We start from the raw sequence: 22,758 nt of genomic DNA on the forward strand, positions 1-22,758 counted from the left end.
GCGGGTGACCCGGGCCGGGGTGTCACAGGGGCGGTGCAGAATCGGGCCGTGGCGGTGCTGGCGGTGGCGGCGGGGGAGCGGGGCGGTGGCGCCCTCCAGCCGTTGGACGCCGCCGGTCACCCGGCCGGTCCCGTCGAGCCGGTCGACGACCTGCCCGCCGCCGTGGCCGCCCGCGAGGCGGCCGAGCACCCCCGCTGGGTCTGGGCGTCCGGTGCGACGCTCTACCCGACCCTGCTGCGCGCCGGGGTGCGGGTCGAGCGCTGCCACGACATCGAGCTGACCGAGGGGCTGCTGCTGGGCCACGCCGGCCGGTGGGGTGAGCCCCGCTCGCTGGCCGCCGCGTACGCCCGGCTCACCGGGGCCGCCGTCCCACCCGACCCGCCGCCCCGGCCGGCCGCGCCGCCGGGGCACGGGCAGGCCGCGCTCTTCGAGGCCGTCACCGGCCCGCCGGCCCCCGGCATCGACGCCCTGACCCGGGTGTACGCCGACCAGCTCGCCCGGGTCGCCGCCACCGCCCTTCCCGGCCGGTTCCGGCTGCTGGTGGCCGCCGAGTCGGCAGGCGCGCTGATCGCGGTGGAGATGGCTGCCGTCGGGCTGCCCTGGCGTGCCGACGTGCACGACGAGATCCTCGCCGAGCTGCTGGGTGAGGCGTCCCCGGTGGGTGGGCCGCCGCGGCGGCTGGCCGAGCTGGCCGCCCGGGTCGCCGAGGCGTTCGGCGTCCGGCAGGTGCACGTCGACTCCTCGGCGGAGCTGCTACGCGCCTTCGCCCGGGTCGGTGTGCAGCTGCCCAACACCCGGGCCTGGGTGTTGCGCGGCGTCGACCATCCGGCCGTCCCGTTGGTGCTCGAATACAAGGAGCTGTACCGGATCTGGACGGCGCACGGCTGGGCCTGGCGGGACGCGTGGGTCCGCGACGGCCGGTTCCGCCCGGAGTACGTCCCCGCCGGGGTGGTCTCCGGCCGGTGGGCCACCCGGGGCGGCGGCGCGTTGCAGATCCCCAAGGTGATCAGGCGGGCGGTGGTGGCCGATCCGGGCTGGCGACTGGTGGTGGCCGACGCCGGTCAGTTGGAGCCCCGGGTGCTCGCCGCGGTCTCCGGTGATGCCCGGCTGGCCTCCGCCGGAGCGGCCGGGGACCTCTACGCGGCGCTGGCCCAGGACTCCTTCGGCGGGGACCGGGCCCGCGCCAAGCTCGCCCTGCTCGGCGCGATGTACGGGCAGACCGGGGGTGGGGCGCTGCCGGCGCTGGCCGTGCTCAAACGCAGCTATCCGACCGCCTTCGGTTACCTGGAGGCGGCGGCGCGTACCGGGGAGTCCGGTGGCCTGGTCCGGTCCTGGCTGGGCCGGACCTGCCCGCCGGGCACGGTCGGCTCCGGTGACGCCGACGACGCCCCGGTGGACCCGGACGCCGGGGCGGACCCGCGCTCGCCCCGGGCGCGGGCAGCCCGCTCCCGGGGTCGGTTCACCCGTAACTTCGTCATCCAGGCCACCGCCGCCGAGTGGGCCTCGACGCTGCTCGCCTCGCTGCGGGCAGAGCTGGCCGGGGTCGGTGGGGAGCTGGTCTTCTTCCAGCACGACGAGGTGATCGTGCACTGTCCGGCCGAGCTGGCCGACCCGGTGGCCGAGGCGGTCCGTCGCGCCGGGCAGCGCGCCTCGGCCCTGCTGTTCGGCCCCACCCCCGTACGCTTCCCCCTTGACCTCTCCACCGTCACCACCTACGCCCAAGCCTGACTGTGCGGCCCCAGCCCCCTCGGCCGGCCCCGTTGCGTCAGCCCCCGGTGATCAAGAGATTCGCGTCAGATTCGCCGCCCGCGCTGACGCAAACCTCGTGATCGCCGAGTTCGGCGGGGTGGGCTGGGCCGGGCAGTGATCAAGAGGAAAAGGTCAGCCAGCGGGGTGGGGGTGACGTAAAGCTCTTGATCACCGAGGCCGGCGGGGTGGCGAGGCGGTGATCAAGAGGAAAAGGTCAGCTGGCGGGGGTGGGATGGCGTAAAGCTCTTGATCACCAGGGCGGGCGGGTGGCGGCGGGTCGGGAGCAGGGGTGGGGAGGGGTGGTTCAGGGTATACGCGTGAAATATCCGTTTCGTGCCGACACTGATCCCGCGGGGGCTCGTTGCACCCGGTGTGCGTATCGCAGGAATGATCATCGCGGCGGGTGGGGGGCGTCGGCTCGGCAGCCCCGAGGCGTTGCTGCGCCAGGGGGACCGGCTGCTGGTCAGCTGCATGATCGACACGATGGTGGCGGCCGGCTGTGAGCAGCTGGTGGTCGTGCTGGGGGCGGCGGCCGACGAGGTTCGGGCGGCGGCCGACCTGAGTCCCGCCACGGTGGTGGTCAACCGGGCGTCGGGGGCCGGGGTCGGCTCGTCCATCCGGGCCGGCCTGGCCGCGTTGGCCGACGAACGGGTCGAGGCGGTGGTGGTGGTACCCGTCGACATGCCCGGTCTCACCCCGGAGGCGGTCCGACGGGTGGCCGCGCTGCCGTACCCGGACGTGTTGGCCTGCGCCACCTACGACGGGCTGCGCGGGTACCCGATGCTGTTCGGCCGACGGCACTGGGCCGGCATCGCGACCCTGGCCGGTGCCGACATCGGTGCCCGACCGTACCTGCTGGCGCACAAGGACCAGATCGTCGACATCGCCTGCGACTCGGTGGCCGACGGCAACCGGGTGGACACTCCGGAACTGATGGCGCTCTACGGCCTCACCGTGCCACCCCAGCGGGTCGGCGTCTGAGCGCCACCCGGCCGGCGACGTCGGATCAGGCGCGCCGCCGGCGGCGTCGGATCGGCCGTTCTGCCGGCGGCATCGGATCGGCCGGGCCGGGCGGTGGCGTCGAGCCGGCGGCGACGTCGGATCAGCCGGTGAACCAGCGCGCCGCCGGCGGTCAGCCGTCGGGTGGGCGGCAGATGTCGACGGTGTGCCGGGGGCGCAGCCGTCCGTCGAACGCGACGGTGACCGCCGGCCGGTCGACCAGCGCGACCCGGACCGTCCGTTCCCCGACGAACTCGGCATCGATCCGCCCCCGGGGGCGCTCGTAGCGGCAGGTGACCAGTTCCCGGTCGGCGTCGTGGCTGAGCAGCCCGGCCCGGGTACGTACCCGTAGTTCGGTGTGCGGCAGGTCCTTCCAGTCGCGGGTGTCCAGCCGGACCACCGCGTACCGGCCGTCGGGGGAGACGGCCAGCGTGGAGTCCCGTTCGACGGTCGAGGCGAAACCGGTGCGGTACATGCCCCAGGCGCCGGTGCCCACGCCGAGCAGTACCGCGCAGCCGAGCGTGACCGACCGCAGCACGGTCCTGGCGGGCGGTTGCCTGGCGGCCAGCCAGCCGGCGAGCACCAGTGTCAGCGCGGCCAGCATGGCGAGCCCGAGCAGGGGCAGCGGCCGGTGCAGGAAGCGTGCCGCCGGATAGAGCCGGGCGTATCCGGCGTCCCAGAGCACGCCCGCGAAGAGGGCCGACGACAGCAGCGTCAGCAGGCCGGCGAGGAGCCGTCCGCGACCGGAGCCGGCGAGGGGGCGGTTCCCGGGGCCGGCGGACATGCTACGCATCGTAGGCGTGCGGAGGACGCCCGGACCGTCCCACGTTCGGCTGGTCCCAGGGGTGGAACGCCGGTCGGTCAGACCTCGATGTTGAACCGTTGCAGCACCGAGGGGGCGACCAGGCCGACGGCTGCGAGCACGGAGAGCACCGTCAGCGCGGTCCGCAGCACCACCACCTCGGCCTTGCTGCCGGTACGCAACGCGATGCTGTTGGGTAGCCCGATCATCGTCCACATCCGGCGCTTGATCGGGATCGGCCAGAGGATCGGGACCCCGGCCTTGGTGATCATGTCGCCGAGGATGTGCACGAAACAGCCCACCCCGACGGCCAGCCCGATCATCGGATAGCCGCGGTCACCTGGCAGGTTGGCGAAGGTGAACCAGGCGGCGGCGGCCGAGACGAGGGTGACGATCACCCAGCCGGCCCGCTCGGCCCACTCGTCGAAGAGCCCGCGCAGCGCCAGCCCGATCATGAAGAACAGGATGCTGACCACCGCCCACTTGCCGTACGCGGTGCACAGCGCGGTGGTGCCCCAACCGACCAGCACGGTGAACGGGATGGTGTGGGTCAGGGTGCGGTGACCGTTGTTGCGGCGCGGGTCGCGGCTGAGCTTGGTGGCGTAGTAGACGCCGAGCGAGATCTTCTCCATCACCTCGGCGACGAACAGCGAGAACACCCCGAAGGTACGGGCCACCGTCGCGCCGCCCTGGTTACGGGTGACCTTGCCGGAGAGGTCGAGGTCGGGAAAGAGCGCCCCACCGGCGCAGACGGCGGTGCCGACGGCCAGGGCCAACGGCGACTGGTGGTAGTCGGCGAGCTGGTCCAGCGCCCACGACCCGGTCAGCCACACCGCCGCGCCCGACAGCGCGTGGGACGGTCCCATCATGTCGCCTCGCCCCTCCCCGTTTTCTTGATCGACAACGCTACGCCACTGTGTCAGAACCGCCGCCCACAGGGCAACAACCTGGTCGGTCCACAGGGGAGGGTGTCAGGCGGCGGCAGGGCGGAAACTCTGCCGGATCATCAGGAAGTATGTCGCGTTGACCTGCCAGTCGAACTGCTCTGTCAACCATGAGACGGTGTAGGCCCGCTGCGGGGCGACCCGGACCAGCAGCCGGGCGGTGTGCAGCCGGGCACCTGTCGGGCCGGTCCACTCGCACTCCCACAGCGCGCCGCCCCGATACATGTCCAGCGCGGAGATGTCCACCCGCCGGTAGCCGGTGAGTCGACCGTCGTCGGTGAGCCGGCGTTCCTCGGCCCGCCAGTGGGCGACCGGGTCGGCCGGGGCGACGCCGGGGGCGATGCTGAGCACCCGGGGGCCACCGGGTTCACGCAGGCAGGTCACCGGTCCGTCGGTGTAGCGCAGCCAGCCGGCCGGCGCGGCGATCCGGAAGCCGTCCGGGTCGGCGTACCAGGTCCAACCCGCCACCAGGCCGAACCGTTCACCAGGCGGCGGTGGCGCGGACCGGACCGGGGCGGCGTCGGCCGGCGCGGGCGCGGCGCACGGGAAGGCCGCCGGCCGGGCCGCCGCGGTGCCGACGCCACCGCCAGGCGTCGACGGGCCGGTGCCGTCCCGCAGCGCGACCGTCGTCCCGACCCCGGCGACCAGCGTGCCCACGACGGCCACCGCGACCAGGACGATCCGCCGCCACCGCCACCGCGACCCACCGACCGGCAGCGGCGAAGCCTCCCCGCCGGCCCGCCCACCGGCCGGTACGGCCGCCCGCGGCGCGGCGGGGGTGGCCACCTGCGGCGCGGCCGGCATGGACGCCTGCGGCGCGGCCGGCGTCGCCGCGAGCGCGGCGCTCAGCCGGGTCTGCGTCTCGGCGGCGGTGAGCCGTCGTTCCGGTTCGCGCCGCAACAGTCCCTCCAGCACCGGGCGCAGCGCCCCGGCCCGCCGCGCCGGGTCGGGCGGCTCGATGGCCAGCGCGCTCAGCGTCGCCATCGCGCTGCCCCGGGCGTACGGCGAATGCCCCTCCACCGCCGCGTAGAGGGTGGCCCCCAGCGACCACAGGTCGGTACGCGGGTTGGAAACCCCGTCGCGGGCGCGTTCGGGGGCGACGAACTGCGGTGAGCCGAGCACCATCCCCGGGCCGGTCATCGCCCCGTCACCGCCGTCGAAGGTGGCCAGTCCGAAGTCGGTGAGGACCACCCGCCCGTCGTCGGCGACCAGGACGTTGTGTGGTTTGACGTCGCGGTGCAGCACCCCTGCGGCGTGTGCGGCGCGCAGGGCGGCCAGCACCGCCAACCCGATCCGGGCGACCCGGTGCGGGTCCAGCGGCCCCTCCTCGGTGAGTATCTGTTGCAGCGAGCGGGAGGGGACGTACTCCATCACGATCCAGGGGTTGTCCCCGTCGTGCACCACGTCGTAGATCCGTACCACGTTGGGGTGGTTCAGCCGGGCCGCGGTGCGGGCCTCGCGCAACGTGCGCAGCCGTAGCTCCTCGCGTTCGTGCGCGGCGAGCCAGTGCGGCGGGACGACCTCCTTGACCGCGACGTCCCGGTGCAGCATCTCGTCGCGGGCCAACCAGACCCGGCCCATCCCGCCGGTGCCGACCAGAGCGAGCAGCCGGTACCGCCCGGCCACCCGCTGCTCGTGCACGACGTGTCCCCCTCGCTGCCCCCGCCACCAGGATATCCACGGTTACCTGGGTGTTCCGCAGCGGCGGACGCGGCCCGGGGCGGGCCGGCCCTGGGCCGAGGGGCGGGGCGGGTCAGGTGGGCGAGGTCAGCTCCGTCGACCGGCCCCGGAAGCTCTCCTGGACCACCGCCAACTCGTCGGCCGCGTCGTCCCAGTCCTCGTCCGCCGACGACCAGCTCAGCATGTATCCGGACAGGTCCCGACCGGGGATCAGCCGGATTCCGTGCTCCCGGCCGCCGAACGGGGTGTCCCAGCGGCACTCCCACTGGGCGCCGTCGCCGTCGAACGCCGCCAGCTTGATCTTGTCGTACCCGGGCAGGGCACCGAAGCCGAGCTGGGTGCGTTCCTCGGCCTGGAGCCGGTCCAGCGCCCCGCCGCCGCCACCGGTCAGCGGTTCCACGCTCAGCGTCCGTCGGCTGCCCGGGTCCCGGAAGCAGGTCACCTGCCCGTCCTGGGTACGCAGCCAGCCGATCGGCACGGCGAGCCGGTAGCCGGTGCCGTCGTACCAGGTCCAGCCGGACGGGGGACGGAAACCGTCGTCCACGGTCGCCGGTCGGCCGGTGACCTTCGTGCCGACCGGGTCGGGACGCAGGCACGGCAGCGGAGGCGGGGCGAGGTCCTGGGCGCCGGGTGGCGGACCCGGCCGGCCCGGACCACCGGCCGGCGGGGCGTACGGGCGGGTCGAGGGGGTGCTGCTGCTGGCCGGCCCGTCGGTGTGCCGTGGTGCGGCCCGGTGCTCCTCGTCGTTGATCGCGACGGTGGTGCCGATGCCGGCCGTCGCCCCCACCGCGAGGGTCACCCCGGCCAGGATCCAGCCCCGGGCGCTGCGGGGCAGCCGGGCGAGCATCCCGGCCGGTCCGCCCGTGCCGGTCGCCCGCCGTGACCCCGCGCCCGTGCCGGCCCGGCCCGGCCCGCGTCCGCCAGGCGTGCCTGCGCCCGGCCCGGGGCCGGGCACCTGCGGTCCGGCCGTTCCCGGCCCGGAACCGGTCGGGTCGCCGGCCGCCGTGCCGTCGCGTCCGTCGGTGTCGCCCGGCCCCGGCGGGTAGCCGGCCGGGTCACCCGACCCGACGACGGTCCGGCCGGGCCCTCCCGACGTCACCTCGGCCGGCTCCCGGCCGGCCCCGCCGGACGGGGACGCCCCCGCCGCCGGTGGGTGGCCGGTCGGGTCGAGGCCGGCGGCACCGCCAGCCGCGGGGGAGACGGGCCGTTCGGGCGCGTCGGCGGTGATCCGGCGACCGGGTGGTCCCCAGTCCCGCTCGGCGTCGAGGTCCGCGCGGGTACGCGGTGCCACCGGCTCGTCGGTGACCGGTGGCGGCGTCGGCCGGGCCACCCCCATCGGACGGGGGACCTGGAGCACCACAGTGGGCGGCTCGGGCCGGGGCGCCACCCGGGCCACCTCCTCCAGGCGGCGGGCGGCCTCGTCGTGGCGGATGCGCTGCCGGGGGTCGCGTACCAGCAGCCCGTCCAGCACGGGGCGCAGCGCCCCGGCGTGCGGGGCCGGGTCCGGTGGGGAGGTGGCCAGGGCGGCCAGGGTGGCCATCGCGGTGCTGCGGGCGTACGGGGAGCGGCCCTCGACGGCGGCGTGCAGGGTGGCGCCGAGCGACCACAGGTCGGCCTCCACGCTGGACACCCCGTCGGCGGCACGCTCGGGGGCGACGAACTGCGGGGAACCGAGCACCATGCCGGGACGGGTCATCAGCCCGTCACCGCCGTCGAAGGTGGCCAGCCCGAAGTCGGTGAGCATCACCCGACCGTCGTCGGCGACCAGGACGTTCTGCGGCTTCACGTCCCGGTGCAGCACCCCGGCGGAGTGCGCGGCGCGCAACGCGGACAACAGCGCCAGCCCGATCTCGGCGGCGCGGGCCGGGTCGACCGGGCCGGTGGTGTCCAGCACCGTCTGCAACGACCGGGACAGGACATACTCCATCACGATCCACGGTCGTTCCTCGACCTGCACCACGTCGTAGACCCGGACCACGTTGGGGTGGTTGAGCCGGGCCGCCGTGCGGGCCTCGCGCAGGGTCCGCAGCCGCACCTCGTCGCGTTCGTCGTCGGCCAGCCAGGCGGGGGGCACCACCTCCTTGACCGCCACCTCGCGGTGCAACACCTCGTCGCGGGCCAGCCAGACCCGGCCCATGCCACCCCGGCCCACCAAGTTCAACAGGCGGTACCGGCCGGCGATCACTACCTGCTGCACCGTTCTCCTCACCATCGGCCGAGGTACACCGTAGCCAATGGATCGGGACGGACCTATCGGTTGTCTGGTCTCGATCCGGTCAGCAGGCCGCGCCGTCCCATTGCAGCAGGTTGCCCTCGGGGATGGTGATCCGTTGCCGGCCGCCGGCCAGCAGACCCGCCGCCCGCCGGGCCTGGAAACCGCCGTGGTCGCGGCGGGCGGTGGCGTAGCTGCCCGCGGTACGCGCGGCGATGGCCGCCCAGCCGTACCGCTCGCCGACCATGGTGCGGGCCCGCCGCGCCACCCGACGGGCGAAGACCTCGTCGCCGACGAGCCGGTCGACCGCGCCGGCCAGCGCACCCGGGTCGCTGTGCGGGAAGGTGACCCCGGTGACCCCGGACTCGACGATCTCGGCCAGCCCGCCGGTGCTCGCCACCGCCAGCGGGGCACCGGCCGCCGCCGCCTCCAGGGCGATCATGCCGAACGGCTCGTAGAGGCTCGGTACGACCGTCGCGTCGGTGGCGGCGAGCATCGCCGGGAGTTGCCCGGCGTCGAGGAAGCCGGTGAACCGGACGCTGTCGTCGACGTGCAGCCGGCGTACCTGGTCGACCAGTTCGTCCTTGTACGGGCCGTCTCCGGCGATCACCACCCGCAGCCCCGGGTGCCGGTCGCGCAGGTGGGGCACGGCGTCGACGAGGTGCTGGACGCCCTTCTCGTAGACCAGCCGACCGGCGTAGCCGACCAGCGGGCCGTCCCCGGCGAACCGGGCGCGGGCCGAGGCGACCGCCCGGGGCCGGGCCCGGAAGGCCCGGTCGTCGACCCCGTTGGGCACCACGTCGACCCGCCCGGCCGGTACGTCGAACAGCTGGCTGACCTGGGCACGCATGTAGCCGGAGCAGGCGATCACCCGGGTCGAGGCGTTGCTGATCCAGTGCTCGACGCCGTGGATGGTGCGGTTGAGTTCCCCGGGCAGCCAGCCCTGGTGCCGGCCGGCCTCGGTGGCGTGGATGGTGGTGACCAGCGGCAGGTCGAGGTGCTCGGCCAGGGTGACGGCGGTGTGCCCGACCAGCCAGTCATGGGCGTGGATCACGTCGTAGCCGGCGGAGTCGGTGGCCCGCAGGGCGGTCCGGGTCAGGGTGTGGTTGAACGCCATCGTCCAGGCCAGCAGCGACCCGGTGGCCAAGGGGAAGGTCACCGGATCCTCGGGGGCGCGCAGGACGCGTACGCCGTCGGCGTACTCCTCCAGGGGCGCCCCCTCGGCGTGCCGGGTGACCACGGTGACCTCGTGCCCGGCGGCGGCCAGGGCGGTGGCCAGCGCGTGCACGTGCCGGCCGAGGCCGCCGACCAGCACCGGCGGGTACTCCCAGGACAGCATGAGCACCCGCTGGTGCCGGGCGGGGTGGATGTCGATCACGTCGGCGTCTGGTGACATGCGGCCCCCTTCGGGTGGTGTCCTGGGCGCGCGCCGGTAGGACACCATGAGGGTGTCCTGCGCTGGCCCGGGTTCGGGGCCAATCCTGCCGACGGCCGGATAACCAGCGGAGACGCCACCGTTGCCGGTGTGTAACGGGTGCCTATCGGGCCCGTCGGACGCGGAGCAGTTCGGCCACCGACCACGCCTGGAACGGGCATCCGGTGGCGGCGTGCGGGGCGGTGGCGTCCGCCGTCTCGCTCACCGAGCCCAGGCCGAACTCCCCCAGATGTCCGACCAGACCGACCAGCAGGTCGTCGGTGGGCAGCCCGGCCTTGCGGTACGCCTCGACGAACGGCCCGACCAGCCACGGCCAGACCGTCCCCTGGTGGTAGGCGCCGTCCCGCTCGGCCGGCCCGCCCCGGTGCCGGGGTGCGAACTCCGGCGCGTCGGCGGCGAGGCTGCGCGGCCCCAACGGGGTGAACAGCCCGGCCGCCACCCGACGCAGCGCCACCGGGTCCGGCTCCAACGGCGCGTACGGCAGCGACCAGGCGAGCAGCTGGTTGGGGCGCAGCAGGTCGTCGTCGTGGTGCGCCGCCCCACCCAGCGGGTACGCCGGTGCGGGCGCGTCCACCACGTCGTGCAGCCAGCCCGCCGGGGTGGGGAACCGCTTGCCGAACGCCTCCCGGGCCCGGTCGTGCAGCCGCCACAGCTCGTCCGGGTCCTGCCCGGCCAGCTCGGTCAGCTCCGCCAACCCGGCCAACCCGTTGATCCACAACGCGTTCACCTCGACCGGCTTGCCGACCCGGGGGGTCACCGGCACCCCGTACACCCGGGCGTCCATCCAGGTCAGCGCTGTGCCCGGGGTGCCGCCCTGGGTGATCAGCCCGTCGTCCGGGTCGACGGCGATGCCGTACCGGGTGCCGGCCAGGTGCGCCCGCACCACCCCGTGCAGCGCCGGCAGCAGTTCGTCGCCCAGGTCGGTGTCGCCGGTGACGGTGACGTGCCGGCCCACCGCGTGCAGGAACCACAGCGTCGCGTCGACCGTGTTGTACTCCACCCGACCGGTGTCGGCGGTGTTCGCCAGCATCCCCTCCGACAGCGTCGCCGCGTACGACCGCAGCAGCTCCCGCCCCTCGTCGGCCCGCCCGGTGCACAGGAACAACCCCTCGTAGGAGGTCATCGTGTCCCGCGACCAGGCGCCGAACCACGGGTAACCGGCGACCACGTCCGGCCCGGCGGCGGTGCGTACCACGAAGGCGTCGGCGGCCAGCGCCAGGGTGGCGTCCACCGCGTCGGCCGGTTTCGCCGCCGCCGCGACCGCCCGGTTCCGCTGCCGGACCGCCGCCACCACCTGCGTCGCCGGGGGCGGCTCCTCGGCCAGGTCACCGGCCCAGGCCAGCACCGACACGGTGTCCCCGGGCCGGTCCAGCGCGCCGGAGAACCGTCCGGCGCACCACAGGTCCTCGTCGGGGTGCAGCCCCCGGGCGGCCTCCTCACGGTGGTGCACGCCCAGCCACCACTGCCCCTCGGGCGTCCAGTCCGGGCCGGCGAGGCGGTAAGCGCCCTCGACCACCGCGCCGCCGTCGGCCGGCTCCACCCGGGGCGTCGGGCCGTCGGCCCGCCGCTCGCCGTGCGCGTCGCGCCAGGTGCAGGCGGCCGAGAGGTCCAGCCGGACCGGGCCGCCGGCCACCAGCCGGTGCACCACCGCCACGGCGGAGCGGCCGTACGTCATGGCCAGCTCCCGTTCGATCACCACGTCGCCGATCCGCCACCGCCACCGGGGCAGCCCGTCGACCAGGTCGAAACGTTCCAGGTACTCGAAGCCGCGCGGGTCGACCACCCCGGAGTTCCACTCGTGCGCGCCGAGCCGGACCCGGGCCCCGGACGGCAGGACCACCGCCGGGTCCAGGCTGACCAGTCCCACCCGGCGGGCGGCCGGAGTTTCCCCGGCGACCACCAGCAGACCGTGGTAGCGGCGGGTCCGCAGCCCGCTCACCGTGCCCATGGCGTATCCGCCGAGACCGTCGGTGACCAGCCATTCCCGGGTCGCCCCGTCGGCCAGTTCACCGCAGACCCCCGGCCCGAAACCGAACTCGATCAACTTCTTTCCTCCTGTGGCGGCGAGGTGTAACACGCCACGACGACAATGACCGCTGTGGTCAAGTACCCCGGCGGCGTCGAAAATGTGCAGGTGTTCACCGACAGATCGCCCTCCGACACCCCGTCCCCCGACGCCGAGCGGCTCCGGCTCGCCCAGGCCGACGCCGGGGAGCAGGACTGGCGCGCATGGGGTCCCTATCTGTCCGAGCGGGCGTGGGGGACGGTACGGGAGGACTACAGCGAGCACGGTACGGCGTGGGACTACTTCCCCCACGACCACGCGCGGTCCAGAGCCTACCGGTGGAACGAGGACGGCATGGCGGGCGTCTGCGACGACCGGCAGACGTTCTGCTTCGCGCTGGCGCTGTGGAACGGCGTCGACCCGATCCTCAAGGAGCGGATGTTCGGCCTCGGCGGCGACGGCGGCAACCACGGCGAGGACGCGAAAGAGTACTGGTGGTACCTCGACAGCACCCCGACCCACTCGTGGATGCGCTGGCGCTACCACTACCCGCAGGCCGCCTTCCCGTACGACGAACTGGTCGCCGTGAACGCCCTGCGTGGCCGGGACGAGACCGAGTACGAGCTGGTCGACACCGGCATCTTCGACGACGACAGGTACTGGGCGGTCACCGTCGACTACGCCAAGGCGTCCCCGACCGACCTGTGCATGCTGGTCACCGTCGCCAACCGGGGCGACGAGGCGGCCACCCTGCACGTGCTGCCCACGCTGTGGTTCCGCAACACCTGGGCCTGGGGTCCGCCCGGCGCGGACCGGGTGCCCCGGTTGGCCGGCGAGGGCAGTCGGCTGGTCGGCGAGCACTGGGTGCTGGGGCAGCTCCTGCTGGAGGGCGACGGTGAGCCGACCCCGCTGCTGTGCGACAACGACACCAACGCCGAGCGGCTGTGGGGGCTGGCCGGCCGCTCGCCGTACCCGAAGGACGGGATCAACGACCACGTGGTGGCCGGCGCGGCCACCGTCAACCCGGACCGGGAGGGGACCAAGGGCGCCCTGCACTACGTGCTCGAGGTGCCGGCCGGCGGGCAGCGGCAGATCCGGCTGCGGCTGACCCGCACCGCGCCGCCGCCCGGGTCCGCCGCGCCGCCCCCGGCGGAGCTGGGTGCCGGCTTCGACGCGGTGGTGTGGGCCCGGCGGGCCGAGGCGAACCGCTTCTTCGCCGGGGTGATCCCGGCCGCGGCCAGCGCCGACGAGGCACTGGTCGCCCGGCAGGCGATCGCCGGGCTGATGTGGGGCAAGCAGTTCTACCACTTCGACGTCAAGCGGTGGCTGGAGGGCGATCCGGGCTCGACGCCGCCGGCCGGCCGCCGGCACGGGCGCAACAGCGCCTGGTGGCACATGACCAGCTTCGACGTGATCTCCATGCCGGACCCGTGGGAGTACCCCTGGTACGCCGCCTGGGACCTGGCCTTCCACTGCGTCACGATCGCCCGGGTCGACCCGGGCTTCGCCAAGGCCCAGGTGCTGCTCCTGCTCCGCGAGTGGTACCTGCACCCCAACGGCCAGATCCCGGCGTACGAGTGGGCGTTCGGTGACGTGAACCCGCCGGTGCACGCCTGGGCGGCGCTCAAGGTGTTCGAGATCGACGGCGGGCGCGACCACGAGTTCCTCGCCCGGGTGATGCACAAGCTGCTGCTCAACTTCACCTGGTGGGTCAACCGCAAGGACACCGGCGGCAACAACCTGTTCGAGGGCGGTTTCCTCGGGCTGGACAACGTCGGCCCGTTCGACCGCTCGGCGGCGCTGCCGGTGGCCGGGGTGCTGGAGCAGTCCGACGGCACCGGCTGGATGGCGATGTACGCCCTCAACCTGCTGGACATGGCGATCGTGCTGGCCGAGCACGACCGGGCGTACGTGGACACCGCGACGAAGTTCTTCGAGCACTTCGCCTACATCGCCGCCGCCGGCTACTCGCAGGGGCTGTGGGACGCCGAGGACGCGTTCTTCTACGACGTGCTGCGCCTCGCCGACGGCAGCCAGGTGCCGTTGAAGGTGCGCTCGGTGGTGGGGCTGCTGCCGCTGGCGGCCACCACCCGGCTGAGCGCCCGTACCCTGCACCGCCTGCCCGAGTTGGGCGCCCGGCTGCGCTGGTTCCTCACCCAACGCCCCGAGTACGCCGACGTGATCGGGTCCCGTCGGCTCGGCCCGGACGGCCGCCAGCAACGGCTGCTGTCCATGGTCGGCCCGGAGCAGGTGGTCCGGCTGCTGGCCCGGATGCTCGACCCCGACGAGTTCCTCTCCGACTACGGCCTGCGTACGCTGAGCCGGGCGCACCTGGACAAGCCGTTCGCGGTCGACCTGGGCGGGCAGGAGTTCTGCGTCGGCTACGAGCCGGCCGAGTCGACGAGCGGGTTGTTCGGCGGCAACTCCAACTGGCGCGGCCCGATCTGGATGCCGACGAACTTCCTGCTGATCAGCGCGTTGCGCGACTACGCGGCGTTCTTCGGCGACGATCTCCAGGTGGAGTACCCGACCCGGTCGGGGCGCAAGTGCACCCTGGACGAGATCGCCGACGACCTCTCCGTCCGGTTGATCTCCCTGTTCACCCGGGACGGCTGGGGCCGCCGGCCGATCTACGGTGCGTGTCAGCTCTTCCAGACCCATCCCGACTGGCGGGACCTGATCGCGTTCCCCGAGTACTTCCACGGCGACAACGGTGCGGGCCTCGGGGCCTGGCACCAGACCGGGTGGACGGCGCTGGTGGCCGACCTGATCCTGACCCTGCGCCGGGACAACCCGGATGTGCCGGGCGGGCCGGGCCGCTAGCGTGTCCGTCGGCCGCCCGGCCGGGCGGCCGACGGATCGGGGAGGAGCCGGGATGGGTGCGGATGTGACCGGGGCGACGTCGGACGGGGCCGGCACGGTCGCCGGTGGGCGCGCGACGACGCTGATCTTCGACGCGGACGACACACTGTGGGAGAACAACATCCTGTTCGAGCGGGTGATCGACGACTTCCTGGACTGGGTCGACCACCCCACCCTCGACCGGGCCCAGATCCGTACCGTGCTCGACGACATCGAGCGGGCCAACGCGGTGGCCCACGGCTACGGCAGCAAGGTGTTCCTGCGCAGCCTCGGCGAGTGCCTGGAGCGGCTGCGGGAGCGCCCGGCCACCGACCGGGAACGCGCGGACATCGACCGGCTGGCCACCGCGCTGGTCAACCATGAGGTCGAGCTGATGCCCGGGGTCGCCGACACCCTCGACGCCCTGGCCGCCCGCTACGACCTGCTGCTGCTGACCAAGGGGGACCGGGAGGAGCAGCAGCGCAAGCTGGACGCCTGCGGCCTGCTGCACCACTTCGGCGCGGCGCACATCGTGGCCGAGAAGAACACCGGCACCTACCGGTGGCTGGCCCGGGAGCACGGCTTCGCCCCGGCCGACGCCTGGATGATCGGCAACTCCCCGAAGTCGGACATCCTGCCGGCGCGGGCGGCGGGGATGCGGGCGGTCTTCATCCCCAACGAGAACACCTGGGTGCTGGAGGACGACGACCTCGACCCGGCCGACACCGGGGTGATGCGGCTGGCCGCCTTCCCCGATCTGCTCGCCCACTTCTGAGAGCCAACAGCGTCCGGCCGGCTGGCCGTGTCACGTCGGAATGCCGCAATTGCGCCCCGGCGGCAATCACCTCAGCGACCCCGTCGGCCTGCTTGCCCGGCCCTCCGGCGGCTGCCTAACCTGGGCCGGCGTTCACGACCGATCGGGGTGGTCGGGAGCGCGCCGAAGTCCGGAACCGGGGCACCGGGGAGCTGAGTGCCGGCGGGCCTGGTCCGCGTGCCGGGCCCGACGCAACGGCCTGACCCGCCCGTCGCGCCCGCACCGGCGCGACCCGCTGCCGGGCCGGACGGCTGGCGGTCAGGGTCGGGGAGTTGCGGACCCGACCCTGACCCAACCATCCGCCCCACCCACCCCCGGGCTGAACACCGGCTCCGGGCGGCTCGGTACCGGCTCCGGGCGGCGTGGCGTCGTGCCCTCGGGGCGTCGCAGAACCGCCGGCGGTGCGATCATGGGCGGAATGCAGACCACACCCGGGACGGACGGGCGCGACACGGACCCGGCGACGGGCCGGGAGCGGCCGGTCCCGCCACCGAACCGGGCCTCCCGGTTGACCACCCTGCCCGCCGCGACCCGGCAGGTCGTCATCGTCACCGGCACCGGCTATTCGACCACCTACGCCACCCTGGAGACGTTCCACCGGGCGGGCGGCCACTGGGTGCCGGTCTCCGTCCCGCTGCCCGCCCGGCTGGGCGCGAAGGGCTTCAGCGACCACCACACCGAGGGGGTGGCGACCACCCCGACCGGGGTGTATTCGTTCGGCCCCACCATGTACGGCATCGCCGCCGACCCGGGCGTCCGGTTCCCGTACCACCGGGTGGTCACGAACGACTGGTGGAACGAGAACCCCGACTCGCCGGCCTACAACACCTTCCAGCACAGCAGCACGAACCCCGGCGGCTACAGCGAGGCGCTGTGGCGGGAGGTGCCGGCGTACACCCACTTCGCGGTGATCACCTACAACATGCCGCCGAACGTGGCGAAGCCGGTGCCGGACGCGGGCAGCGGCATCTTCCTGCACGAGTTCAGCACCCCGGCCGGCGGCCCGACCGCCGGCTGCGTCAGCCTGTCCCACGCCGACCTGGTGTCGGTGCTGCGCTGGCTGGACCCACGGCATGCGCCACGCATCGTGATCTGCCCGGCGGCCAACCTCGGCCGCTACTGACCGACCGGGGTGCGGCCTCCGGCGGGGGCGGATGTCTCCGGTGGCGGCGGGGCCGGCGGACGCCGACCCCGCCGGGGGGTCAGGAGATCTCGTTGCGGACGATCGCCACCGCGACCCGGCAGAACTCGTCCATGTCGGGGCGGAAACCGGCGGCGATGTCCGGGTGCAGCCCGGAGCGGGTCTCGTCGAGCAGCCGTTGGCAGACCTGCTCGACCGGTTCGCCCGCGTAACTGGCGCGGACCCGGTCGGTGGCGGCCTGCAGCGCCGAGGTCAGCTGATCCTCCAACGGGCCGCGCAGCTTCTGCTGCACCGGGTCGAGCCCGCGCGGGTCGAGCGTGACATGTGGCTCCGACATCGGTGCTCCCTTCGTCGGCGTCCGCGGTACCCCACCGCGGGCGTCGGTCAAACCACGGCTGGCGCGGCGGCCACCCGGACCTGGTACGAGAGGTTCTCCGCCGGTTCCTCCCGGTACGACAACCGGCGGATCTGCCGGTCGTCGGTGTAGAGCGCGACGTCGACCAGGACCCCGAGGTGGGCCAACCCGATGTTCGCCACCCGCTTCTTGTCCTGGAGCACCGCGCACACCCCGCCCAGCAGGGTGCTGGCGTCGGAGGTGCGGTGCCCGGGTGGGCACCGCAGGATCAGGTCGACCTCGACCGGCCCGGCCAGCGGCGTCCAGCCGGTCTGCTGGGCCGCGGCGCAGGCCGCTTCGAGCAGGGCGCGGACCCTCGTCGCCTGCCGATGGCCGGCGGCGAAGATGGACAGCGCCTCGGTTTTCACCGGTGGCAGGCCGCTCACCTCGAACGTCAGGGCGAGAGCGCGGGTGTCCTGCACCACGGGGCACCTCCTCGTTGAGGACGATCCTGCCCGGAGCGGGGGCGCGCAGTGGGAGTTCGCGGGAGAACCCACCGAACGGGCAGGCTGATGTCGGCCGGAGGCGTATCGACTACGACGGCGACGCGCTGGCTTGGTGGAGTGAGTGCATCAACGCTAGTGCACACGGCACGCCCGGGACAGCCCACCGCGCCCGCCATCCGGACAGTCGTCGACAAGCCGACGGGACGCGCGATGCGGGTCGGGCCGCGCGATGCCGGCCGGGACGGGGGCGGCGCGGTTGATCGACTCCTTGGGGTCGATGTTGCGGTGTCCGCCACACCGCGATACCGCTGTACCGCTCCAACTGAGTCGATCTTGCCGGCCGGGGCGGGCGACCAGGAGCGGGGCGAGCCGGGGCCGACCAGGCTCCCGGCGGTGCGGGGGAGCCGGGTCGGCCGACCTGGTCAGTGCCGCTTGGCGTAGCCGACGAACGCGGTCCAGGCCGTGCGGTCGAAGTGCAGGGTGCCGCCCTCGCGGTCCTTGGTGTCGCGCACCAGCACCCGGCCGGGCAGGTTGTCGGCGACCTCGACGCACGATCCGCCGTTGCTGCCGGACCTGGTCGACTTCCGCCACTGCGGGGTCATCATGTCCATGACTTCGCCACTTCCTCGCCTGCCGTTCGAGCCGGGACGCCACGATCCGGTCGACGTCGTCCGGGGCGAACCGGCCACCGGCCAGCGTCGCCCGGATGACCGAACGTTTCCTGTCCTAGGCGAGAGTCCGGCGCTGAAACCGCTCGGACGGGGACGACCCGGACGCCGGTGACGCTCCCGCAGCGGGCCCGGCCCGTCCGCCCCGACTTCGGTTACCGACAGGTTTCATGACTTCGCAGGTCGGGCAGTGTAGGCCCACGGAACACCCCGGGGCGGCGCGTTTCCGCACTTCACCGGCCTGATGGCAGGGCGCGGGTGACCTCCCCGGTTTTCGCCGAAGAGAGGGGAGGGGCGATGACGGACCCCGGAACGGCCCGACACCGGCGTCGGCCGGTGCTCCGGGCCGGGGCGGCCGCCGCCGCGCTGGCGCTGGTCGCGCCGCTGGCCGCGTGCGGCGCCGACGACGGTGGCGGTGGTACGCCCACGATCAACCTGTACTACCCGCCGGAGCAGAACCTGCAGAAGGTCGTCGACGACTGCAACACCCGCGCCGAGGGGCGCTACAAGATCGCCTACCGGGTGCTGCCCCGGCAGGCCGACGACCAGCGGGTGCAGCTCGTCCGCCGGCTGGCCGCCGAGGACACCGGGATGGACGTGCTCGGCCTGGACGTCACCTGGACCCAGGAGTTCGCCAGCGCCAAGTGGATCCGCGAGTGGACCGGCCAGGACAAGAGCGAGGTTGAGCAGGGCACCCTGGCGGGCCCGCTGGACACCGCCCGCTACGAGGACAAGCTCTACGGGGCGCCGAAGAACACCAACGTGCAACTGCTCTGGTACCGCAGCGACCTCGTCCCGCAGGCCCCGACCACCTGGGACGACATGATCACCGCCGCCAAGGACCTCAAGGGGCAGGGCAAGCCGTACCGGGTGCTCACCATGGGCGCGCAGTACGAGGGCCTGGTGGTGCTCTACAACACCCTGGCCGAGAGTGCCGGCGGCAAGATCCTCAGCGACGACGGCAAGAAGGCCGTGATGGACGAGGGCACCGTCAAGGCCCTCGACCAGCTCCAGCGGTTCGCCACGTCGGGCGTGACGTCGCCGTCGTTCAGCAACTCCACCGAGGATCCGGTCCGGCTCGACTTCCAGTCCGGCAACGGAGCGTTCCAGGTCAACTGGCCGTTCGTCTACCCGGCGTTGCAGGAGGCCGACCCGGAGCTGGCCAAGAAGGTCAAGTGGGCCCGGGTGCCCGGCATCGACGCGAACACCCCCAGCAAGGTCACCATCGGCGGGATCAACATGGCGGTCAGCGCCTACTCCAAGCACCCGACGGAGTCCTTCGAGGCCGCGAAGTGCATCCGGGACGCCAAGAACCAGAAGTTCTCCGCGGTCAACGACGGGGTGCCGCCGACCATCGAGGCGGTCTACGACGACCCGGAGATGGATGAGGCGTACCCGATGAAGGAGACCATCCTGGAGGAGCTGAAGGAGCCGGCGGTCCGCCCGCTGACCCCCGCGTACCAGAGCATCTCCACGGTGATGTCGGCGATCCTGTCGCCGCCGTCGGCGATCCGGCCGGAGCAGACCGCCAAGGAGCTACGCGAGGCGATCTCCGACGCGCTCCAGTCCAAGGGGGTCCTGCCGTGAGCCGGCGTGCCCCGTTGAGCGAGAACAAGAAGGCCGAACGGAAGCTGGGCTGGCTGCTCTGCGCCCCGGCCGCGCTGGTCATGGTGCTGGTCACCGCGTACCCGATCATCTATTCGGTCTGGCTGTCGTTGCAGCGCTTCGACCTGCGCTTCCCCGACCAGCGCGAGTTCATCGGGCTGGAGAACTACGTCACCGTGCTCAGCAACGAGTTCTGGTGGACCGCGTTCGGGGTGACCATGCTGATCACGGTGGTCACCGTCGCGGTGGAGCTGGTGCTCGGCATGGGGCTGGCCCTGGTCATGCACCGCACGCTGGTCGGCCGGGGCATCGTGCGGACCGCCGCGCTCATCCCCTACGGCATCGTCACGGTCGTCGCCGCGTTCTCCTGGCGGTACGCCTGGACGCCCGGCACCGGCTACCTGGCGAACCTGTTCGACGGCAGCGCCCCGCTGACCGAACGGGCCAGTTCGCTGGCGATCATCATGCTGGCCGAGATCTGGAAGACCACCCCGTTCATGGCGCTGCTGCTGATGGCCGGGCTGGCGCTGGTCCCGGAGGACCTGCTCAAGGCGGCCTCCACCGACGGCGCGACGGCCTGGCAGCGGTTCACCAAGGTGATGCTGCCGGTGATGAAGCCGGCCATCCTGGTCGCGCTGCTGTTCCGCACCCTCGACGCGTTCCGGGTCTTCGACAACATCTTCGTGCTCACCAACGGCGGCAACGAGACCTCGTCGGTGTCGATGCTCGCCTACAACAACCTGATCCGGGGGCTCAACCTCGGCATCGGCTCCACGATGTCCGTGCTGATCTTCATCACGGTGGCGATCATCGCGTTCGTCTTCGTGAAGCTGTTCGGCACCGCTGCCCCGGGCAGCGACGACGGGGAGAGGCGCTGACATGGCCGACACCACCACCCGGGCGAAGCTGCGCTGGGGCCTGATCGACGTCATCGTCGTCGTGTTCGCCCTGGTCCCCGTGCTCTGGATCGCCTCACTGTCGTTCAAGACCCCGGCCACCCTCACCGACGGCAAGTTCTGGCCGCGGGAATGGACGCCGGACAACTACAAGACCATCTTCGACACCGACCAGTTCGTCCGCGCCCTGGTCAACTCCATCGGCATCGCCCTGATCGCCACCCTCATCGCGGTGGTCCTCGGCGCGATGGCCGCGTACGCGATCAGCCGGCTGGACTTCCCCGGCAAGCGCCTGCTGGTCGGGGTGTCCCTGCTGATCGCGATGTTTCCGCAGGTGTCGCTGGTGTCGCCGCTGTTCGAGATCGAACGGCAGCTCGGTCTCTTCGACACCTGGCCGGGGCTGATCCTGCCGTACATCACCTTCGCGCTGCCGCTGGCGATCTACACGCTGTCGGCGTTCTTCAAGCAGATCCCCTGGGACCTGGAGAAGGCGGCGAAGATGGACGGCGCGACCCAGGGGCAGGCGTTCCGCCGGGTCATCGCCCCGCTGGCGGCCCCGGGCCTGTTCACCACGGCGATCCTGGTCTTCATCTTCTGCTGGAACGACTTCCTGTTCGCCATCACGCTCACCTCCACCGAGCGGGCCCGGACGGTGCCGGTGGCGCTGTCGTTCTTCACCGGCGAGTCGCAGTTCGAGGACCCCACCGGGGCGATCTGCGCCGCCGCCGTGGTGATCACCATTCCGATCATCGCGTTCGTGCTCTTCTTCCAGCGCCGCATCGTCTCCGGTCTGACCTCCGGCGCCGTCAAGGGATAGGTGACAAAATGGCTGACATCGTGCTGGACAAGGTGAGCAAGAGCTTCCCCGACGGCACCGTCGCGGTGCAGGACGTCGACCTGGAGATCGCCGACGGTGAGTTCGTCATCCTGGTCGGCCCGTCCGGCTGCGGGAAGTCCACCACCCTCAACATGATCGCCGGGCTGGAGGACATCAGCTCCGGGGAACTGCGCATCGGCGGGGAACGGGTCAACGACAAGGCGCCCCGGGACCGGGACATCGCGATGGTGTTCCAGTCGTACGCGCTGTACCCGAACATGACCGTCCGGGAGAACATGGCGTTCCCGCTGCGGCTGGCCAAACTCGACAAGGAGACCATCACCGCCAAGGTCGAGGAGGCGGCGAAGGTGCTGGAGCTGACCCCGCTGCTGGACCGCAAGCCGGCCAACCTCTCCGGTGGGCAGCGGCAGCGGGTGGCGATGGGCCGGGCCATCGTCCGGCAGCCCAAGGCGTTCCTGATGGACGAGCCGCTGTCCAACCTGGACGCCAAGCTGCGGGTGCAGATGCGCACCGTGGTGTCCCGGTTGCAGAAGAAGCTCGGCACCACCACCGTCTACGTGACCCACGACCAGACCGAGGCGATGACCCTCGGCGACCGTGTGGTGATCATGCGGGGTGGCGCGATCCAGCAGGTCGGCCCGCCCCAGGAGCTGTACGACCACCCCCGCAACCTGTTCGTGGCAGGGTTCATCGGCTCGCCGTCGATGAACTTCCTGCACGCCGCCGTCGAGGACGGGAAGCTGCGCACCGCCCTGGGTGACGTGCCGATCGGTGACCGGATCCGCCGCGAGCTGGAGGGGGCCGACGCGCCCCGGGAGCTGATCCTCGGCATCCGCCCCGAGCACTTCGAGGACGCCGAGCTGATCGACGACGAGGCGCGGGCCCGGGGCATGGAGTTCACCGCCCCCGCCGAGATCGTCGAGTCGATGGGTTCCGACAAGTACGTCTACTTCACCGTCGAGGGGCAGCGGGCCAGCGCCGCCGAGCTGGAGGAGTTGGCCGCCGACGCCGGGGCCGACTTCAGCGGCGGTGGGGGCAACCTGGTGACCCGGCTGTCGGCCGAGTCGCCGGTGCAGGAGGGCGAGGACCGGCGGGTCTGGTTCAACCTGGAGAAGATCCACCTGTTCGACCCTGCTTCCGGCCGGAACCTGACCCTGCACGAGGGCCGGTCGGCCGGCGCACTCGGCGACTGACCCGTCCCTTCACCCCGGATCGGTGGCCACACGCTTACCCACCCCCGGCGGCGTGCGGCCACCGATCCCCCTGCTCTGCTGCCCTACTGCTCCGCC

At 73.0% G+C, this 22,758-nt stretch carries 18 protein-coding genes; 9 read left to right on the forward strand and 9 right to left on the reverse strand.

Annotation, left to right across the window (positions count from 1 at the left end; genetic code table 11):
* Positions 1-33 precede the first annotated feature (33 nt).
* Together ACWCHM_RS06420 and ACWCHM_RS06425 are read left to right on the forward strand one after the other, a co-directional pair.
* Positions 34-1,728, forward strand: coding sequence for a bifunctional 3'-5' exonuclease/DNA polymerase (locus ACWCHM_RS06420; protein ID WP_454221732.1), 1,695 nt, complete (start codon positions 34-36; stop codon positions 1,726-1,728).
* Between the two features lie 408 nt (positions 1,729-2,136).
* On the forward strand, positions 2,137-2,730 hold the full coding sequence (locus ACWCHM_RS06425) for a nucleotidyltransferase family protein (protein ID WP_204959610.1): 594 nt from the start codon (positions 2,137-2,139) through the stop codon (positions 2,728-2,730).
* A 151-nt stretch (positions 2,731-2,881) separates the two neighbouring features.
* On the opposite strand, the gene ACWCHM_RS06430 is transcribed toward ACWCHM_RS06425, so the two are convergent.
* From ACWCHM_RS06430 to ACWCHM_RS06455, 6 genes are all read right to left on the reverse strand, one after another.
* On the reverse strand, positions 2,882-3,532 hold the full coding sequence (locus tag ACWCHM_RS06430; RefSeq protein WP_204959070.1) for a hypothetical protein: 651 nt from the start codon (positions 3,530-3,532) through the stop codon (positions 2,882-2,884).
* Between the two features lie 77 nt (positions 3,533-3,609).
* Entirely contained in the window at positions 3,610-4,419 is an 810-nt protein-coding gene (locus ACWCHM_RS06435) for a metal-dependent hydrolase (protein WP_454221733.1), read from the reverse strand.
* Positions 4,420-4,521: 102 nt separating this feature from the next.
* Positions 4,522-6,075 (reverse strand): serine/threonine-protein kinase, encoded by a 1,554-nt coding sequence (locus ACWCHM_RS06440; protein WP_421490381.1) that lies wholly within the window; start codon positions 6,073-6,075, stop codon positions 4,522-4,524.
* 172 nt (positions 6,076-6,247) lie between these two features.
* Positions 6,248-8,311 (reverse strand): protein kinase domain-containing protein, encoded by a 2,064-nt coding sequence (locus ACWCHM_RS06445; protein WP_454223033.1) that lies wholly within the window; start codon positions 8,309-8,311, stop codon positions 6,248-6,250.
* Between the two features lie 139 nt (positions 8,312-8,450).
* Entirely contained in the window at positions 8,451-9,782 is a 1,332-nt protein-coding gene (locus ACWCHM_RS06450; protein ID WP_454221734.1) for a glycosyltransferase family 4 protein, read from the reverse strand.
* 142 nt (positions 9,783-9,924) lie between these two features.
* The gene (locus ACWCHM_RS06455; protein WP_454221735.1) at positions 9,925-11,865 is read right to left on the reverse strand and encodes an amylo-alpha-1,6-glucosidase; all 1,941 of its coding nucleotides are present in this window, start codon (positions 11,863-11,865) and stop codon (positions 9,925-9,927) included.
* Positions 11,866-11,910: 45 nt separating this feature from the next.
* Between ACWCHM_RS06455 and ACWCHM_RS06460 the strand changes: the two genes are divergently transcribed.
* The 3 genes from ACWCHM_RS06460 (at position 11,911) to ACWCHM_RS06470 (ending at position 16,604) form a co-directional block, all read left to right on the forward strand.
* The gene (locus ACWCHM_RS06460; protein ID WP_281895939.1) at positions 11,911-14,649 is read left to right on the forward strand and encodes an MGH1-like glycoside hydrolase domain-containing protein; all 2,739 of its coding nucleotides are present in this window, start codon (positions 11,911-11,913) and stop codon (positions 14,647-14,649) included.
* A 52-nt stretch (positions 14,650-14,701) separates the two neighbouring features.
* Positions 14,702-15,442, forward strand: coding sequence for an HAD family hydrolase (locus ACWCHM_RS06465; RefSeq protein ID WP_204959064.1), 741 nt, complete (start codon positions 14,702-14,704; stop codon positions 15,440-15,442).
* Positions 15,443-15,899: 457 nt separating this feature from the next.
* Complete coding sequence (locus ACWCHM_RS06470; protein ID WP_281895944.1) at positions 15,900-16,604, forward strand: L,D-transpeptidase family protein; 705 nt, start codon at positions 15,900-15,902, stop codon at positions 16,602-16,604.
* Positions 16,605-16,683: 79 nt separating this feature from the next.
* Here the strand turns inward: ACWCHM_RS06470 and ACWCHM_RS06475 are convergent, their stop codons facing one another.
* The 3 genes from ACWCHM_RS06475 to ACWCHM_RS06485 form a co-directional block, all read right to left on the reverse strand.
* A complete protein-coding gene (locus tag ACWCHM_RS06475) occupies positions 16,684-16,959 on the reverse strand; it encodes a hypothetical protein (RefSeq protein ID WP_088647566.1) in 276 nt (91 codons plus the stop codon).
* 47 nt (positions 16,960-17,006) lie between these two features.
* Positions 17,007-17,438, reverse strand: coding sequence for a RusA family crossover junction endodeoxyribonuclease (locus ACWCHM_RS06480; RefSeq protein ID WP_088647574.1), 432 nt, complete (start codon positions 17,436-17,438; stop codon positions 17,007-17,009).
* Between the two features lie 446 nt (positions 17,439-17,884).
* A complete protein-coding gene (locus ACWCHM_RS06485; RefSeq protein WP_204959608.1) occupies positions 17,885-18,067 on the reverse strand; it encodes a DUF397 domain-containing protein in 183 nt (60 codons plus the stop codon).
* A gap of 360 nt (positions 18,068-18,427) precedes the next feature.
* On the opposite strand from ACWCHM_RS06485, the gene ACWCHM_RS06490 reads away from it, so the two are divergent.
* From ACWCHM_RS06490 to ACWCHM_RS06505, 4 genes are read left to right on the forward strand one after another with little or no spacing between them, the layout of a single operon-like run.
* Entirely contained in the window at positions 18,428-19,717 is a 1,290-nt protein-coding gene (locus ACWCHM_RS06490) for an ABC transporter substrate-binding protein (protein ID WP_454221736.1), read from the forward strand.
* Positions 19,714-20,613, forward strand: coding sequence for a carbohydrate ABC transporter permease (locus tag ACWCHM_RS06495; protein ID WP_067308257.1), 900 nt, complete (start codon positions 19,714-19,716; stop codon positions 20,611-20,613). Before ACWCHM_RS06490 ends, ACWCHM_RS06495 begins: the two co-directional genes overlap by 4 nt.
* 1 nt (position 20,614) lies before the next feature.
* On the forward strand, positions 20,615-21,448 hold the full coding sequence (locus ACWCHM_RS06500; RefSeq protein WP_454221737.1) for a carbohydrate ABC transporter permease: 834 nt from the start codon (positions 20,615-20,617) through the stop codon (positions 21,446-21,448).
* Between the two features lie 8 nt (positions 21,449-21,456).
* Positions 21,457-22,662, forward strand: coding sequence for an ABC transporter ATP-binding protein (locus ACWCHM_RS06505; protein ID WP_281895959.1), 1,206 nt, complete (start codon positions 21,457-21,459; stop codon positions 22,660-22,662).
* The last annotated feature ends 96 nt before the right edge of the window (positions 22,663-22,758 follow it).

The sequence above is a fragment of the Micromonospora sp. SCSIO 07396 genome (genome assembly GCF_053667945.1).

Bases quoted from the DNA above. Each gene is read 5' to 3' on its own strand.
- ACWCHM_RS06425 (WP_204959610.1), top strand. From the start codon at position 2,137: ATGATCATCGCGGCGGGTGGGGGGCGTCGGCTCGGCAGCCCCGAGGCG.
- ACWCHM_RS06430 (WP_204959070.1), bottom strand. From the start codon at position 3,532: ATGTCCGCCGGCCCCGGGAACCGCCCCCTCGCCGGCTCCGGTCGCGGA.
- ACWCHM_RS06435 (WP_454221733.1), bottom strand. From the start codon at position 4,419: ATGATGGGACCGTCCCACGCGCTGTCGGGCGCGGCGGTGTGGCTGACC.
- ACWCHM_RS06440 (WP_421490381.1), bottom strand. From the start codon at position 6,075: ATGGGCCGGGTCTGGTTGGCCCGCGACGAGATGCTGCACCGGGACGTC.
- ACWCHM_RS06445 (WP_454223033.1), bottom strand. From the start codon at position 8,311: ATGGGCCGGGTCTGGCTGGCCCGCGACGAGGTGTTGCACCGCGAGGTG.
- ACWCHM_RS06450 (WP_454221734.1), bottom strand. From the start codon at position 9,782: ATGTCACCAGACGCCGACGTGATCGACATCCACCCCGCCCGGCACCAG.
- ACWCHM_RS06460 (WP_281895939.1), top strand. From the start codon at position 11,911: ATGACCGCTGTGGTCAAGTACCCCGGCGGCGTCGAAAATGTGCAGGTG.
- ACWCHM_RS06465 (WP_204959064.1), top strand. From the start codon at position 14,702: ATGGGTGCGGATGTGACCGGGGCGACGTCGGACGGGGCCGGCACGGTC.
- ACWCHM_RS06470 (WP_281895944.1), top strand. From the start codon at position 15,900: ATGCAGACCACACCCGGGACGGACGGGCGCGACACGGACCCGGCGACG.
- ACWCHM_RS06475 (WP_088647566.1), bottom strand. From the start codon at position 16,959: ATGTCGGAGCCACATGTCACGCTCGACCCGCGCGGGCTCGACCCGGTG.
- ACWCHM_RS06485 (WP_204959608.1), bottom strand. From the start codon at position 18,067: ATGATGACCCCGCAGTGGCGGAAGTCGACCAGGTCCGGCAGCAACGGC.
- ACWCHM_RS06490 (WP_454221736.1), top strand. From the start codon at position 18,428: ATGACGGACCCCGGAACGGCCCGACACCGGCGTCGGCCGGTGCTCCGG.
- ACWCHM_RS06500 (WP_454221737.1), top strand. From the start codon at position 20,615: ATGGCCGACACCACCACCCGGGCGAAGCTGCGCTGGGGCCTGATCGAC.
- ACWCHM_RS06505 (WP_281895959.1), top strand. From the start codon at position 21,457: ATGGCTGACATCGTGCTGGACAAGGTGAGCAAGAGCTTCCCCGACGGC.